This window comes from Brevibacillus sp. WF146, assembly GCF_001673705.2.
Taxonomy (GTDB): domain Bacteria; phylum Bacillota; class Bacilli; order Brevibacillales; family Brevibacillaceae; genus Brevibacillus; species Brevibacillus thermoruber.
Genome location: NZ_CP109943.1, coordinates 1,251,004 through 1,266,219 on the forward strand (window position 1 = coordinate 1,251,004; position 15,216 = coordinate 1,266,219).

Sequence of the window (15,216 nt, forward strand, 5' to 3'; positions counted from 1 at the left end):
ACTATAGGCAAAGTCAAGATGTGGGTGGCGATTCGTGTGCAAGCATCAACTCTGACGGCGTTGAAAGAGCTGGCCCTTCACTGCGCCCGAAGCGCGGGTGAGCTGAGCCTCGCGCGAATGAAGCAGCCGTTTACCGTCGAATACAAGACGTCCGCCTCCGACTTGGTCACTGCCGTGGACAAAGAAGTGGAAAAACACGTGGTCGAGACGATTTTGCGCCATTTTCCCGACCACGGCATTCTCGGGGAGGAGAGCACGTTTGCCGGCGATCCCCGCCAGTTTGACACGCTGTGGGTGATCGATCCGATCGACGGCACCACCAACTTTGTCCACCAGCAGATCAACTTTTCCGTCTCCATCGCCGTCTACCACAAGGGGGAGGGACTGGTCGGCGTGGTGTACGATCCTTCCCGCGACGAGATGTTTTACGCGGCAAAAGGAGAAGGAGCGTACCTCAACGACCAGCCGCTGCGCCTGGAGCGGCAGGTGAAGCTGGAAGAAGCGCTGCTGTGTACGAGCGTCTTCTGGAACAAGCGGGCGGAGCAGATCGGCATTGACCTGATCGTGAAAAAACTGGCCGGCAAGGTGCGGGGGATGCGCCTCTTGGGCAGCGCGGCACTGGAAATGGCCTACGTGGCCGCGGGAAGGCTTGACGGATACGTCAGCCTGTCGCTGAACGCCTGGGATTTTGGCGCCGGCAGGATCATTGTGGAAGAAGCGGGCGGACGCGTGACGACGATGACCGGCAGTCCGCTGCCGTTTGACCGGAAAAGCAGCGTGATGGCCTGCAATCCCGCGTTTTACGAAGAACTGCAGCATTACCTCAACCTCACGGAAAACGATATGGCGGACAATGGCGCGACATGACAAAAAACCACTGGAAACCGGTCCAGTGGTTTTTCGGTTTTTCCGGACAGCGTATCGTGACGTTTCCTACAACTGTTCGTTCTCCAGCAGCATGTGCACCGTCAGCACAAACATCGCGTGGGACCAGGTCAGCGGCACCACCCAGGCGGGCTCGCCGGTCTGCCTGTCGACCTGCTCCGGCAGCAGATCGAGCGGGCTGGCGTGGGCGACGGCCCACGCCAGATGACGTTTGGCCTCGTCAAACCGGCCCTGGGCGATCCGGAACTGGGCGAGCCACAGGGTGGTGAGAATCCACGGATTGCCGCCGATGTAGCGGTCGTCTTCGTAGCGGCGGATGCCGCCGACGCCGGGGACGGCGCAGGCGCGTTCGATCGCGTCGGCAGTGCGGGCCATGCGCGGATCGGACGCATCCAGCAGGCCAAACGGCACGCTGAGACCGAGCAGACTGATGTCGTAGACCGGATCGTGCTGGACGTAATAGGAGACGTATCCCTTCTCGTCCGTCTCCGCAAAAGCGGGGAAGCCGGACTCGACGGCGCGCTGGTAGGCGGAGCGGTCCACCTGCAGCTTGAGCGCGCGGTAAAACGTTCCCCGCCGTTCGTCGTAGGCCCGCGTCAAAATGGCCTCTTTCAAAGCCTTCGCGGCCTCCTCCCAGCGGTGGGCCAGGCCGGTTTTCCCCAGCTCCCGAGCCATTGCCGCCGCGGCGGTTACGCCGGCGTGTACGGCGGCGGCGGAATACGTGTGCTCCGCGCTGCGCTCCTCCCAGAGGTCGCGGCTGGGCAGCGGCAGCCCGGTGTCGCGGTCCAGGTAGGAGAGCAGGAAGGTCGTCCCTTTTTCCACGGCCGGCCACACCTCTTCGAGAAATGCCCGGTCCCGCGTCGCCACATAGTGCTGGTGCATCCCCCAGAGGATCGAACCGCCCTCGTCGATCTGCAGCCCCCAGGAAGGGGCCAGCCGTCCGTCGTGATAGTGGCGCTGCTGAAACGAGCCGTCCGGATCCTGGGCCGTCAGCGTCCAGCGGTAGAACATCCGGGACATGCCGCTCAGACCGGCCCGGTCAAAGGCGGTCGTGATGTACGCCGCGTCCCGTCCCCAGCAGTAGGCGTAGCCGCCGCAGCGGGTGAAGGCCTCGTCAAACTCCGGCGCGGCGATCACGCAGCCGGTCTGTTCGTCCGCCATCAGCCGGAAGACGAGCAGGGAACGCTCGTAGACGCGGCGAGTCCGCTCGTCGCAGCCGGCAGGGAGGGCGGGCTGTACGTCCAGGTAGTCGTGCCAGTAGCGCACGGTCCGCTCCAGATGGTCCTCGGCCGAGGCGGCAAACGCCCGGCGCATGGCGTTTACCGCCTCGTCCACCCGACTTCCCGCCGTGAGATAGACGGGGATGGCGGCCGTCTCCCCCGGTTCCAGCGGGAACGTCCAGCCGAGCGCCCCGTCCGGCGCCATCGCCACCCTGGTGCCCGGCAAATACCCCCGGGACGCGTGCTTCCAGGCGTCGGCGCAGGTGTACTGGGCGCACCCCAGCGGACTGGCCAGCGCAAACGCGTATTGATGACGAAAGTACACCAGTCCGTCGATGTGGGGGTCATAGGTGACGCAGTTGTACAGGCGATTTTCCCCGATGGTGAGCGAAGCGGCGCAGAAAAAGCGGAGCCGGATCGGTTTGCGGCCTGTGTTGGTCCATTTGTACAAGCGAACCAACAGCGGCTCGCCAGGAACGGCAAAATCGACGGTTTCCCAGCGCAGAGGCAGACGGCGGGCCGCCCCTGCCGTGCGCAGCACGTTGGTCCGCGGCAGGTAAGCCTGCTCCCATTGCCACTCAGCCGGGTCGTCTGTCCAAACGGTCTCCTCGCTTTCTTCCTCCACAAAGACGCCGGCGCGCATCCGCTCCACGTGCTGCGGGAAGTCAACATGCGGCCACCAGAGGCGGTACAGCTCCCCGCTGCGCCCCAGAGCGGCCAGCATCGACGCGTTGCCGATGACAGCGTCGTTGAGATACGGTTTTCCCGTGACAGGATTCATCATGTGGATTCTCCTTCCCAAGAAGCGTCTTCCCCGATTACGCATCCGGCTGTCGGGCGGATGAGCCGCGGACGATCAGCCGGTGGGGCAGCACGATCTGTGGCTGTGTGATCGTCTCGCCGGCCAGCTTGCGGATCAGCAGTTGGACGGTCGTGTAGCCGAGGTGGTAAATGCCGATGTCCACGGTGCTGATCGGTGGATTGCTCAGTTCGGACAGCATGATGTTGTTGAAGCTGACCACTGAGACATCGTCGGGGACACGCATCCCCGCTTCGTACAGTTGGCGGATAAACCCAAATGCGATCACGTCGTCGATCACGACGAAAGCGGTCGGCCGTTCCGGCTGGCTCATCATCAGGGACGTGGCGTGGAAGCCGCCGGCCTGAAGCATCTCCGCCGTCATTACCCACTCCTGGCGAAACGGGAGCCCCGCTTCGGCGAGCGCCCGCTTGTAGCCTTCCAGCCGATCCTCCGAGACGACCATGTCCGGCGGTCCGCTGACAAAACCGATATGCTCGTGCCCCTGAGCGATCAGATGGCGGGTGGCGTCAAACGCGGCCTGCACGTTGTTGTTGTTGACGCACAAGAGGTCGCTCCGCTCCAGCGAGCGGCCCAGCAGGACGAAGGGAAAGTCGTGCTCCAGCAACAGATCCACCAGCGGGTCCGCCTTGCGGGGGGCCATCAGGATGATGCCGTCTACGCGGCGGCCGAGGATCATCCGGTTGACCGACTCCAGCTCTTCCGGGCGGCTGTTGGCCGATGACATCAGCACGTCGTATCCGGCTGATTGCGCGCAGGCCAGCATGCCGCGCAGCACCTCAGAAAAAAATGGATTGACAAACTCTTCGACGGAACGGGGCAGAACAAGCCCGATCGTTTGCGTGCTTTTGGAAACGAGGCTTTTGGCCATGATGTTGGGATGGTAGCCAAGCGCCTCCATGGCCTCCCGGACTTTTCGCACCGTCGCCGGACTGATTTTCGGATGATGGGACAGGACCCGGGACACGGTGGAAGGAGAGACTCCCGCCGCGCGGGCCACATCCTTGATCGTAACGGACATACAATCCTCCCAGTTCTGTGCAAACGTTTGTTTTTCAACATCGTACCGGAAAAGCATCCGCTTGTAAACTGTTAATGCGCAAAAATAGGGAATGAATGAAATATACAGAAAAAAGACGCATGCGAGAAAAATTGGTAGAATTACGGCGATATTCTATCATAAAAAGGAAAAATGACCAAATATGGCTGTTTGCAAGCGTTTTCTCGGCTGGATTGTTTCGTGTAGGATGGTAGTACATGCAAGGCGGTTTTGCCGCGTGTTCCATTTGGGGGGCTCTGACACGATCATGTGCAATCGTTTGCATTAACTTGTACGCTGACCCGCAACACTGCCAAAACAGCTTCGGTTTGCAGACTGTCCCCCAAGCAGCCGCCCTCTCGACGGGGGCACCGCCAGAATGGTCCGCGGCGACACGTCCGGCAGATTAACCTGTATATCAGGAAGAAAGAGGGGTACATGGATGAAACGCTTTTTCAGCATTTTTACCGCGATGGCGTTGGTTGGTTCGCTGTTGGCCGGCTGCGGCGGCTCCAGCGAGGCAGGCGGTCAGCAGGGAGGGCCGGCGCAGCAGAAGGACGGGCCCGTCACGCTAACATTCTGGACGACGATGCGCGAATCAGAGACAGTGGCGCTGAGGGAACTGATCAGCCAGTTTGAACAGGAAAACAAAGAGATCAAGGTAAACCTGGAGCTGATCCCGTTCGGCGAGGCTCAGAACAAGTTTCGCACTGCGGCGCAGGCCGGCAACGGACCGGACGTGATCCGCTCCGAAGTGGCTTGGACGCCGGAGTTTGCCAAAATGGGGCTGCTGGAGCCGCTGGACAGCTACTTTACGGATCAGGACGACTTCCTGGAGGCGCCGCTCTCCTACAGCAAGTGGAACGGCCACGTCTGGAGCGTACCGGAGGTGACCGACGCGCTGGCTCTCTTGTACAACAAGCGGATGCTGAAAGAGGCCGGGTTCAACGAGCCGCCCCGGACGATGGACGAATTTGCCGCAGCCGCCAAGGCGCTGTCCAACGGCAAAGACAGGTGGGGCTTCTACCACCGCCAGACGGAAGCCTACTTCTCGCTGCCGTTTATCTGGGCGTTTGGCGGGGGGCTGATCGACGACAACTTGCAGGTGCTGATCAACACGCCGGGTGCGGTGAAGGGCATCGAGTTTGCCTTGAAACTGCGCGATCAGGATCACGTGTACCCGAAGGATCTGGATGCGGCCAACAGCTACCAGAACATGAATGAAGCCTTTAAAAAAGGGAGCGCGGCAATGATTTTCAACGGCCCCTGGGCTACCTCCGACATTCTCTCAGGGGAAGAGTTCCGCGATCCGAACAACCTGGGGATCGCTCCGATTCCGGCCGGACCGGACGGGCATACCGGCTCTCCCGTGGGCGGGCACAGCCTGGCCATCTACGCCGGCTCCAAGTCAAAAGAGGCCGCCTACAAGCTGATCGCTTTCCTCACCAGCAAGGAGAGCCAGGCCAAATTGGCGAGCAAAAACGGCACACTGCCGACGCGTAAATCGGCGTACGAGATGCCGGAAATCAAGGAGAACCGGCTGATCTCCGATTTTAAGGCGGTAATGGAAAGCGCCAAGAACCGGCCGGTCATTCCGGAAGGGGGACAGATTTTCGCCTCGTTCGATCCCGAGATCCAGGCGATCTACAAGGGCGAGAAAAAGCCGCAGGAAGGGCTGGACGCGGTTGCCGGCGCGTGGAAGGCGCTGCTGGGACAATAGCGAATGAAAACGAAAACCGCATGAAGGCGCGAGGGAGAATGGCCGATGGGCTTTTCTTCCCTTCGCGCTGTCGAAGGACGTTGTTGGAAAAAGGGGGGCGTGATGGTTGACAATATGCAGCAACAAGTGGATCGCCTGGCTGTTTCTCACGCCTGTGCTTGTGGTGATGGCGCTGTTGGTGTTTTATCCGCTGGTGCAGGGAATCATCTACAGCTTTACTGACATGAACCAGTACAACATGGGCAGTAAATTTGCCCCGCCCAGTTGGACGTTTGTCGGACTGGACAACTACGTCGATTTGTTTGCCTCGATTTTCAAGCCCGATTCGGTGTTTCGCGACGTGATTGTGCAGACGCTGGTCTGGACGTTTGTCAATGTCTTTTTCCATTTCGTCATCGGGTTGGGGCTGGCGCTTCTGCTGAACCGCAACATCAAAGGACGCGGCATCTACCGCATGCTGCTGATGGTTCCGTGGGCGGTGCCGTCGTTTGTCTCCGCCTTTTCCTGGACGTGGATGTACAACCAAACGTACGGCTTGTTCAACATCGTCCTGCAAAAGCTGGGCTTCGCGCCGATTCCCTGGCTGAGTGACAGCTTTTGGGCGATGGTCTCGGTGATCATGGTCAACGTCTGGGTGGGCGTGCCGTTCATGATGATCACGCTGTTGGGCGGCCTGCAAAGCATCCCGCCATCCCTCTACGAGGCGGCCCGCGTGGACGGAGCTTCGCCGTGGAGCCAGTTCTGGAACATCACGCTGCCGCTCCTGAGGCCGGTGGCGGCGACGGCGACTGTGCTCGGCGTGATCTGGACGTTCAACATGTTCACCATCATTTTCCTGGTGACGCGCGGCGGGCCGGTCCGCTCCACGGAAATTCTCGTCACCTACGCCTACCGGGAGGCGTTCATGAACTGGAACTTCGGTATGGCCGCCACTTACGGCGTGGTGATTTTCAGCTTTCTGCTCGCCTTTACGGTGCTGTACCGGCGGCTGATCAAAGCCAACAGCGGCGAGGGGGTGTACTACTGAGATGCGCACGTCCAACTGGTGGGTGCACCTTCTCTTGATCGCCGCATCCGCGATTGCCGTCTTTCCCGTGCTGTGGATTCTCGCCACCAGCTTCAAACCGCGGGCGGAAGTGTTTTCGACCGAGCTGTCCATCGTTCCGCACACGTTTACCTGGGACAATTACGTTCACGTGCTGACCCGTGCCGACGGCGTCTTTTTGCAGTGGATGGCCAACAGCTTCCTCGTCGCGCTCTTGACCGCGCTTGTGGCGCTGTCATTGTCCACCACGGCGGCCTACGCCATGTCCCGCTTCCGCTTTGCCGGCAAACGGGCGATCTCCTTCAGCTTTTTTCTCACCCAGATGTTCCCGGGGGCGCTGTTGATCGTGCCGCTGTACCGGATTGTCAACGCGCTGGGGCTGTTGAACAGCTACCTCGGCCTGGTGCTCGCATATGCTACGGTAGCGGTGCCGTTTTGCGTGATGATGCTGAAAAACTACTTTGACACGATTCCCTACGAGCTGGAGGAAGCGGCGCGGGTGGACGGCTTGTCCCACTTCGGCGCGTTTTGCCGGATCGTGCTGCCGCTGTCGCTGCCGGGTATCGCCGTGACCGGCTTCTTCGCCTTCATCACGGCGTGGAACGAGTTTTTGATCGCCCTCACCTTCATGTCCGAACAGCGAATGTACACGCTGCCGATCGGCTTGCAGCAGTTTGTCAACCAGTTCAATTCCGACTGGCATTACATGGCGGCCGGGGCGATCATCGTCACGCTGCCCGTGCTGATCGTCTTTTTGCTGGCGCAGCGCTATCTGATTACCGGCTTGTCCTCCGGCGGGACAAAAGGGTGAAGCGACGGGAGGGGAGTGCCGTGACGACGAGGTCCTTGATCGACCACAGCATCGACATCATCCTGCGCCACCAGGCGGAGACGGGCGCCTATCTGGCATCGCCTGCGTTTGTCCATTACCGGTACGCCTGGCTGCGGGACGGGGCGTTTGTCGCCTATGCGCTGGACCGCTTCGGCCGCCATGAGAGCTCCCGCCGCTTTTACGCCTGGTGTGATTCCGTGGTGAACAAACACGCCGGCAAGGCCAAAGCGGCGATCGCCGCTGTTCGCGCGGGGTGGGCAGGCAGCGCGGCGGAGGCCAACAGGCGCTTCCTGCACGCCCGCTTCACCGTCGACGGAGACGAAGTGGCGGGAGAATGGGGCAGCTTTCAGTTGGACGGGTACGGGACGTGGCTCTGGGGGCTGGCGGAGCATGTCCGCCGCAGCGGGGAGCGGAGCCTGATCGAGCGGTTTCGCGCCTCCGTCGACCTGACGCTGGACTACCTCGGGGCGTGCTGGCAGATGCCTAACTTTGACTGCTGGGAGGAGCACGGCGACCGCATCCACCCGGCGACACTGGCGGCCGTATACGGCGGCGTGCGGGCGATGGCGGACTGTCTGCCGGAACGGGCGGAGGAGCTGAACGGCTTGGCCGATGCCGTCCGCCGCTTCGTGCTGGAGCGGGGAACGGAGAACGGCGCGTTTGTGAAGTCGCTGGGCGATCCGTCGGCAGACGCCAGCCTGCTGTGGCTGTCCCTGCCGTTCGGACTGGTGGACGCAGACGATCCGTTGATGGTCCGGACCGTGACGCGGATCGAGCGGGAGCTTCTGGCCGGCTTCGGCGTTCACCGCTACCGGGGCGACACTTATTACGGCGGCGGGCAGTGGCCGCTCTTGTCCGCCTGGCTGGGCTGGTATTACGTGCGAAACGGCCGACGCAGCGAGGCCGCGGCAATTTGCCGCTGGATCGAATCGACCCGGACGACGGACGGCCTGCCGGAGCAGGTGCAGGAGCATCTGCTCGCGCCTGACCGCTACCAGCCGTGGGTGGAGCGGGCCGGGATGCCGGCGGTGCCGCTTCTGTGGTCGCACGCGATGTACCTGGTATTGGCGGATGAGCTGAAGGCGGCGGGGCATGAAGAACAGAAAACGCGGGTACCCTGAGGGGGCCCGCGTCTTTTTTTCAGGGGGCTAAAACAGTATCAGAAAGGCGGCGACGGCCAGCACCAGGACAATCCCGATCATGGTCACGGAGGCAAAGCCGATGAAGAGGGACTTGAGTGGTTCGATGATCCACTCGAAGACAAAGCGCGCCAGCAGAATTTTCCCGTCCGTCTGCCTGTTGGCCACCCGCAGAAACGCGACGAGGACGCAAACGGCGGTAAACATCAACGCGCAACGGAAGACCATGTAAAAATAGTCAGGGTAACTCACAGCCGTGCTGACATCGCCCAGCCAGCCGATCCGCTCCTGGCCGATGGGCACGAAGATGACCGTCAAGGCAAATCCGATCAGAAAGCTGTAGACGGCCGTCTTGAGCAGCCTTTTCTCCACGTGCATAAACCTCCACTTTTTTACAGATCATATAGAAAGAATATGTTTGTTTGCACATAAAAATGCTGATGTGACGCGGATTTTTTATACTGGAACTGTATAAGTTTATCAATACTAATTAAATAAAAAATATTTTTAATATGGGGAGATTCACAAAAACGATCAAGTCCGTATTTGTGTGTAAATTCCCCTCGGTAGAGAAATAAATTAGCCAATGCGAGTCACTTTAGACACCGCTTTTGTTGCCTGAGTTTCTCGCCATTCCAAATACTCTGCCATATCGAGATACTTTTTGCCACTTGCCCATTTTTCGTCTATCTCCATAAGCAAAGCTCCGATTAGGCGAATAACCGATTCACGGTTAGGAAAAATGCGAATGACACGTTCTCGTCGTCGAATTTCTTCGTTGAGTCGCTCCATGCCATTTGTTGTCCGAAGTCGTTTACGGTACTTTTCGGGCAGCAGAAGAATGGCTGTGGCATCATCAAAACCATTCTCCAAAACCGAAATCGCCTTTGTAGCTTTGGCCTCGTATATTTCCACCGTTTGTTGCAACAACAACCGTGCCGTTTCAAGATCAGGGGCATCCAAAATCGCACGAACACGGGGATACAACTCCTCCTGCAGCTGCTTGGGGGTGGCGTCAAGAATATTTCGCATAAAATGAGTCTGACACCGTTGCCACGTCACCCCTTGAAAATGAGTACGAATGGCTCGTACGAGCCCACCATGTTGATCGGACACAATCAGTTCTACGCCTCGCAAGCCTCGATCTTTCAGCCAGCTAAAAAACTCACTCCAACTGGCCTCTGATTCACTATCTCCAAGCATCAGTCCAAGGACTTCTCGGTAGCCTTCCTTATTCACCCCGTAGGCCAACATCACGCCACGAGAGCGTACACGCCCCTCTTCACGCACCTTTAAAACGAGGGCATCTACAATGAGAAATGGATAGAAGCTCTCTCGTAGATTTCGGTTGTTCCAAGCCGTTACAATCGGATCCAGGCGTTTACACAGGTCGGAAACAGTAGACTTAGAGAATTCGGTTCCACACAGTTCCTCCGTGATTTGGGCAACTTTTCGAGTTGATACCCCATTCACCACCATTTCCATGAGAGCTAAAACCAAGGCTTGTTCACTTCGCTGATAGCGGGCAAACATTTCTGTCGAGAACTTTCCGTTTCGAATTCGTGGCACCCGAAGGGTGACCGTTCCCACACGCGTGGTCAATTGATGAGGATATGTACCGTTTCGATAACCTTGACGTTCATCTGTACGTTCGTACGGTTCCGCAGAAAGCTGTTCCGTAGCCTGGGCCTGCAATACCTGATTCAATACCGATTCCAGCAGCTTGGCCACCCCCGAATCCTGCGAATTTCCGAGAAATAGTTGCTGCAAAAGCTGCGAATCTACAGTAATCTGGTAATGAGCCATTTTCAAAATCCCCTCTCCTGGAATGTTGTCTGGACAACTTCATTCTAACCGAGGGTTTTTTGAAATGGCTCTCTTATTTTAAAGAGACTCCGTTTTTACACAATTATATGGACTCAACTACAAAAACTGTGATATGATACAAAACGTTAGTTGTCAGACATCTAGGAGGGACTTATATGGAGGCAGCTTTGAACACGCAGCAAGGCAAACCAAAACATCCTCCTGGCTTGCACTTGCTGTTTTTTACGGAGCTGTGGGAGCGGTTCAGCTACTACGGCATGCGGGCGCTGTTGACCCTGTATCTCACCACCGCGCTGATCAGCGGGGGACTCGGGTTTGAAAAAAGCGTCGCCATGAGCATCTACGGATTTTTTACCGGAGCGGTTTACTTCACGCCGCTGATCGGCGGATACCTCTCCGACCGCTACCTGGGCAGAAGGCTGGCCATCACGATCGGCGGGATCACGATGGCGGTCGGCAACTTCGTGCTGTTTGCGGAACACAGCCTGTTGGGCTTGTATCTCGGTCTGGGTCTGTTGATTATTGGGAACGGTTTCTTCAAGCCGAACATTTCCACGCTGGTCGGCGAACTGTATCCGGAAAACGACAACAGACGTGACTCTGCGTTCACCATTTTCTACATGGGGATCAATATCGGGGCCTTTTTCGCGCCGCTCGTCTGCGGATATCTGGCGGAAGACCTCTTCAAGACCACGGTGAACGGCGTGGTTCAATACGGCTTCAAATACGGCTTCCTGGCCGCCTCGATCGGCATGATTATCGGCCAGCTCATTTTCAACGTGTTTGGCAATCGCTATCTCGGCGACATCGGCAAGAAGCCCGTGGGCAAATCGGAGGATAAGGCCAAGGCCGCCGCGGCCAACGCTCCGCTGACCAAAAAGGACAAACAGCGGACCGCAGTCATTATCATCATCACCTGCTTTGTGGTCTTCTTCTGGGCCGGATTTGAACAGGCGGGCAGCTCGCTGACGCTGTACACCGACAAGTTTGTGGACAAGCAGGTGTTCGGCTACGAGGTGCCGACTTCCTGGTTCCAGTCGCTGAACCCGCTGTTCATCGTGCTGCTGGCGCCGATCCTGTCCGGTTTGTGGGTGAAGCTGGCGTCCAGCAGACGGGGCGACCTGAAGATCCCGACCAAAATGGGTCTCGGCATGATCATGCTCGGCCTGGGGTACATGGTGCTGCTCCTCGCGGTCATGCAGACCGGAAGCGACGAGAACCACATTCTGAACAAAGCCAACGTCATGTTCATCGTGCTGACGTACTTCATGCACACGCTGGGGGAACTGTTCCTCTCGCCGGTGGGGCTGTCGATGGTGAGCAAGATCGCTCCCGTCAAGCTGGCCTCCCTGCTGATGGGCGTCTGGCTGGCCAGCTCGGGCGTAGCCAACATCCTGGCGGGCGAACTGGCGTCCTATACGCAGTCGCTCGGCTATCTGGAAGTGTTTGGCCTGATCGGTTTGCTGGCGATCGTGATGGGGCTCTTGCTCCTGCTGCTCTCCCGCAAGCTGGTGCAGATGATGGAATAGCATGGCGTGAGAAGATGGTGACATTGGAGGCATGGCACACGTGGAAACACGTGACATGCCTCTTTTTGCATGAAGAAAAGAGGCCAGCCGGGCAGAGCCGGTTGGCCTTCTCTTCATCGGGCACGTTTCTGCGACGGGCACTTCCGCGATTCTCAAAGCAGCTTGAACCGCCGCAAATGGTCCCACAGGCGTTCCTTCTGCAGGATTTCCTTCTGCTTCGGACCGATCAGGTCGTAGTGGGGGAACGGCGGACGGTTGTGGATATATCGGGGGTCAAGTCCATGGGCGGTGCACCATTGGGACAAGACCTCCAGGTTTCGGCATCCCACCTTGGTTACCGTTTTGACGTCCGGAAAACGCAGATCGAGCCAGTAGTGCGTCAAAAACGCAATCTCTCCCCTGGCGACCGCCTCTTTCCAGTTGTTCAGCTCTTCTCTGGTGATTCCAAATGCCACCGTGCTTCATCCTTTTCATCCATGGGTTGGTCGCTGCTGCGTGTGATGCATAACTTACAGCCGTATGTCCCGGGAGCGCTGCTGCGAGCCGTCGTGTTTCGGGGGAACAAACCCGCGCCGCACGAAAGCGGGACTACGCCGAAGTCGAACGGGGGTGTGCCGCTGCGGCGAAACGCTGGCTGTGAACGATAAATTCGGCGGTGATGGGGGAGACGCACTGCAGGCTGCGGACGGCCAGCACCAGCTCCCGCCGGATCGCCGGCTGAAGCGGAACGGCCACCACTTTCGGCATCACTTCCGGCAGGTACAGTTCCGGCAGGATCGTGACGCCGATCCACTCCTGCACCATGGACAGGATGGTGGTGGCGTCCCTGACTTCGAAGGTGACGTTGGGCGTGATGCCGTGTGCGCTCAGCAGCCGTTTGATGCAGGTGTCCTTCGGCATGATGAAACACCGGTCGCGGATCTGGGCAAAGGTGAGAAAGGGCTCGTCCTTGAGCGGATGCTGATCGGGCAGGATCACTTTCATCTCGTCGCACAAGAGCGGAATGGTCTGCAGGTCCTTGTCGGGCATGGTGGTAAAGCCGATGTCCACGACGGAGCTGGTGATCCAGTTGTGGATCTCTTCGTGCTCCCCCTCGAACAGGACGATGTCCACCTGGGGAAACCGCCTGCGAAAGGAGCCGATCAAGCCCGGCAGCACTTTGGCGGCCACGCTGGGAATGGAGCCGATCCGCAGCACGCCTACCTCCAGTCCGCGGGCCGACGCCGCTTCCTGCTGCATGCAGGACGTGATCTGCAGGATGTGCCGCGCGTGGGAAAGCATCCGATCCCCGATGCCGGTCGGTGTGATGCCGCTGCGGCTGCGGTGAAACAGTTGGACGCCGAGCTCCTTTTCCAGGTTGTTGATCATCTGGGAAACGGCAGACTGCGTATAGCCGAGGGCGTCGGCGGCACGGGTAAAACTGCCGGACTCGGCGGCGGCGACAAAGACCTGCAGCTGCGCAAGCGTCATCGCGTTCACTCCGTTTCATTAGAAAAAACTTATGATCCCTATTATAAAGCATCATTTTACTAATGCAAAAGGCGCTCGTATACTCAGGGATACAAGCATGATCAACCTGACTACCCATGGGAGGAGAGAGAAACATGCATCCCGATTGGCAGCGCATCTGCAGCGAATTCCTGGAAGCGACCTCGTACGCCCTGGGCGATCTGGAAAAGGGCTGGGCGTCGCGCTACGACTTTTCCAAACGGCCGCCCACCTATTTGCGCCACGAGGAGGCCCTCGCCCGCATTCCGTTGGGAACGCCCGACTTTCCCGCTTCTCCCGACCTGTGGCGGCTGCTGCGCGAGCGCCGCTCCAAGCGCAATTTCACCAAGACCCCGCTGACGCTCCATGAGCTGAACCTCCTGCTGTGGGGGACGACGGGCATCACCGCCGACATGGGCGATTACCAACTGCGCACGGTGCCCTCCGCCGGGGCGCTGTATCCGATCGAAACGTATCTATTGATCAACAACGTGGAGTCGCTTGACAAAGGGCTGTATCACCTGGATGTGCAGAACTGGTGCCTGGAGCTGTTGAAGCGGGAGGATGTCTCGGAGGTGGCCTACCTGTTTACGGAGGAGCAGGAGATGACCCGCCGCGCCGCGGTCAATTTCGTCTGGACCGCCGTGGTGGAGCGGACCAGGGACAAGTACAGAGAGCGGGCCTACCGCTACGTCTGGTGGGACGCCGGTCACATCGCGCAGAATCTGCACATTACCGGCAATGCGATCGGGCTGGGGGTATGTACCGTCGGACACTGGTTCGACAAAAACATGAACGAGTACCTGGGCATCGACGGCACCTCTCACTTTTCCGTCCTGATGGCGTCGGTCGGCAAGGTGGCGGGCGGTCATTGGCTGGAGGACAGGCGGCCGGTTTGATCGCGCCGGCCGCTGCCCGCAAGACATGACGGGCACAGGCGGACGCCTTCTTTTTACAGGTCAATCCCGTGCCCGGCCAGCGTCTCCCGCAATACCGCGGCCATGATGTCGTATCCGAGCACGTGCGGGTGCAGGCCGTCGTCGGCCAGTCCCTCCCGCAGCGTCACGCCGTCCGCATCGGCCAGCGCCGTGTGGTAGTCGACGTAGATGACGTTCAATCGTTCGGCCAGGTCTTTCAGTCCGCCGTTGATGCGAACAATCAGGCGGTTGCGCTCTTCGTTCCGCGCATAGCGGTCGATCCGCGTCGGCAGGATGGAGCAGAGGATCGGCACGATGCCGTGTTCCTGTGCCGCCTTCAGCATGCTTTCGACGTCGGCGACAACCTCCTCGCAGATCTGCTCCGCCGTCTTGCGCTCTTCGGGGTGCCACGCGTCCAGGGCCCAGGTGTTGTTCACCCCGATCAGGATGACCGCGTATTTGGGCTTGAGCTGCAGCACGTCGGCCGCAAACCGCCTGCGGGCGTATTCGCTCGTGTCGCCGCCAATGCCCCGGTTGACGACGACGCGTCCGGCCCGGCCGAAATAGGTGGACACGTCCCACCAGTGGGTGATCGAATCGCCGAAAAAGACCACGTCGACCGGCACCTGCTTGTGCAAAATCGCTTCGTTATGGTGGTCAAATTCCCGGCGCCGCCGGTCCGCCGCCGCCTCCACGCTGAACAGTCCGGGCCTGATTACGGATGGTCGGCTGCTCTCCACCGCCATCTCCTCCTC

The 15,216-nt window shown here is 59.2% G+C and carries 14 protein-coding genes; 7 read left to right on the top strand and 7 right to left on the bottom strand.

All coding sequences use genetic code 11. The annotated features are described in order from the left end of the window. Nucleotides 1-36 precede the first annotated feature (36 nt). On the top strand, nucleotides 37-867 hold the full coding sequence (locus tag A6764_RS06060; RefSeq protein WP_044897244.1) for an inositol monophosphatase family protein: 831 nt from the start codon (nucleotides 37-39) through the stop codon (nucleotides 865-867). 66 nt (nucleotides 868-933) lie between these two features. On the opposite strand, the gene A6764_RS06065 is transcribed toward A6764_RS06060, so the two are convergent. Together A6764_RS06065 and A6764_RS06070 are read right to left on the bottom strand one after the other, a co-directional pair. Further along, a complete protein-coding gene (locus tag A6764_RS06065) occupies nucleotides 934-2,889 on the bottom strand; it encodes a glycoside hydrolase family 15 protein (RefSeq protein ID WP_264622450.1) in 1,956 nt (651 codons plus the stop codon). 34 nt (nucleotides 2,890-2,923) lie between these two features. After that, complete coding sequence (locus A6764_RS06070; RefSeq protein ID WP_029098605.1) at nucleotides 2,924-3,946, bottom strand: LacI family DNA-binding transcriptional regulator; 1,023 nt, start codon at nucleotides 3,944-3,946, stop codon at nucleotides 2,924-2,926. Between the two features lie 460 nt (nucleotides 3,947-4,406). On the opposite strand from A6764_RS06070, the gene A6764_RS06075 reads away from it, so the two are divergent. The 4 genes from A6764_RS06075 to A6764_RS06090 all read left to right on the top strand — a co-directional run bounded on the left by A6764_RS06075 (nucleotide 4,407) and on the right by A6764_RS06090 (nucleotide 8,682). Next, entirely contained in the window at nucleotides 4,407-5,684 is a 1,278-nt protein-coding gene (locus A6764_RS06075) for an extracellular solute-binding protein (protein ID WP_029098606.1), read from the top strand. 106 nt (nucleotides 5,685-5,790) lie between these two features. Next, nucleotides 5,791-6,711 carry a carbohydrate ABC transporter permease gene (locus A6764_RS06080; protein WP_065067060.1) on the top strand — a complete coding sequence of 307 codons (921 nt, stop codon included), beginning with the start codon at nucleotides 5,791-5,793 and terminating at the stop codon, nucleotides 6,709-6,711. Between the two features lies 1 nt (nucleotide 6,712). Next, on the top strand, nucleotides 6,713-7,540 hold the full coding sequence (locus A6764_RS06085) for a sugar ABC transporter permease (RefSeq protein WP_029098608.1): 828 nt from the start codon (nucleotides 6,713-6,715) through the stop codon (nucleotides 7,538-7,540). Between the two features lie 20 nt (nucleotides 7,541-7,560). Continuing rightward, entirely contained in the window at nucleotides 7,561-8,682 is a 1,122-nt protein-coding gene (locus tag A6764_RS06090; RefSeq protein ID WP_029098609.1) for a glycoside hydrolase family 15 protein, read from the top strand. Nucleotides 8,683-8,709: 27 nt separating this feature from the next. Here the strand turns inward: A6764_RS06090 and A6764_RS06095 are convergent, their stop codons facing one another. Both A6764_RS06095 and A6764_RS06100 read right to left on the bottom strand, forming a co-directional pair. Further along, nucleotides 8,710-9,072, bottom strand: a complete 363-nt coding sequence (locus A6764_RS06095) for a hypothetical protein (RefSeq protein WP_152523362.1) — start codon at nucleotides 9,070-9,072, stop codon at nucleotides 8,710-8,712. Between the two features lie 207 nt (nucleotides 9,073-9,279). Beyond that, nucleotides 9,280-10,506 (bottom strand): IS256 family transposase, encoded by a 1,227-nt coding sequence (locus tag A6764_RS06100; protein ID WP_065068428.1) that lies wholly within the window; start codon nucleotides 10,504-10,506, stop codon nucleotides 9,280-9,282. 176 nt (nucleotides 10,507-10,682) lie between these two features. Here A6764_RS06100 and A6764_RS06105 point away from each other — a divergent pair, with 176 nt between their 5' ends. After that, nucleotides 10,683-12,056: a peptide MFS transporter gene (locus A6764_RS06105; protein ID WP_065067055.1), complete on the top strand. Its 1,374-nt coding sequence runs from the start codon at nucleotides 10,683-10,685 to the stop codon at nucleotides 12,054-12,056. Nucleotides 12,057-12,208: 152 nt separating this feature from the next. Here the strand turns inward: A6764_RS06105 and A6764_RS06110 are convergent, their stop codons facing one another. Together A6764_RS06110 and A6764_RS06115 are read right to left on the bottom strand one after the other, a co-directional pair. Continuing rightward, nucleotides 12,209-12,511, bottom strand: a complete 303-nt coding sequence (locus A6764_RS06110) for a hypothetical protein (RefSeq protein WP_065067054.1) — start codon at nucleotides 12,509-12,511, stop codon at nucleotides 12,209-12,211. Nucleotides 12,512-12,644: 133 nt separating this feature from the next. Continuing rightward, nucleotides 12,645-13,526, bottom strand: coding sequence for a LysR family transcriptional regulator (locus A6764_RS06115; protein WP_065067053.1), 882 nt, complete (start codon nucleotides 13,524-13,526; stop codon nucleotides 12,645-12,647). Between the two features lie 134 nt (nucleotides 13,527-13,660). Here A6764_RS06115 and A6764_RS06120 point away from each other — a divergent pair, with 134 nt between their 5' ends. Beyond that, complete coding sequence (locus A6764_RS06120) at nucleotides 13,661-14,443, top strand: SagB/ThcOx family dehydrogenase (protein WP_044897236.1); 783 nt, start codon at nucleotides 13,661-13,663, stop codon at nucleotides 14,441-14,443. A gap of 53 nt (nucleotides 14,444-14,496) precedes the next feature. Here the strand turns inward: A6764_RS06120 and A6764_RS06125 are convergent, their stop codons facing one another. Next, entirely contained in the window at nucleotides 14,497-15,207 is a 711-nt protein-coding gene (locus A6764_RS06125) for a GDSL-type esterase/lipase family protein (RefSeq protein WP_065067052.1), read from the bottom strand. Nucleotides 15,208-15,216: the final 9 nt, after the last annotated feature.

Coding starts and splice junctions, on each gene's coding strand:
- A6764_RS06075 (WP_029098606.1), top strand. CDS start 4,407: ATGAAACGCTTTTTCAGCATTTTTACCGCGATGGCGTTGGTTGGTTCG.
- A6764_RS06105 (WP_065067055.1), top strand. CDS start 10,683: ATGGAGGCAGCTTTGAACACGCAGCAAGGCAAACCAAAACATCCTCCT.
- A6764_RS06125 (WP_065067052.1), bottom strand. CDS start 15,207: ATGGCGGTGGAGAGCAGCCGACCATCCGTAATCAGGCCCGGACTGTTC.
- A6764_RS06120 (WP_044897236.1), top strand. CDS start 13,661: ATGCATCCCGATTGGCAGCGCATCTGCAGCGAATTCCTGGAAGCGACC.
- A6764_RS06065 (WP_264622450.1), bottom strand. CDS start 2,889: ATGATGAATCCTGTCACGGGAAAACCGTATCTCAACGACGCTGTCATC.
- A6764_RS06070 (WP_029098605.1), bottom strand. CDS start 3,946: ATGTCCGTTACGATCAAGGATGTGGCCCGCGCGGCGGGAGTCTCTCCT.
- A6764_RS06100 (WP_065068428.1), bottom strand. CDS start 10,506: ATGGCTCATTACCAGATTACTGTAGATTCGCAGCTTTTGCAGCAACTA.
- A6764_RS06085 (WP_029098608.1), top strand. CDS start 6,713: ATGCGCACGTCCAACTGGTGGGTGCACCTTCTCTTGATCGCCGCATCC.
- A6764_RS06115 (WP_065067053.1), bottom strand. CDS start 13,526: ATGACGCTTGCGCAGCTGCAGGTCTTTGTCGCCGCCGCCGAGTCCGGC.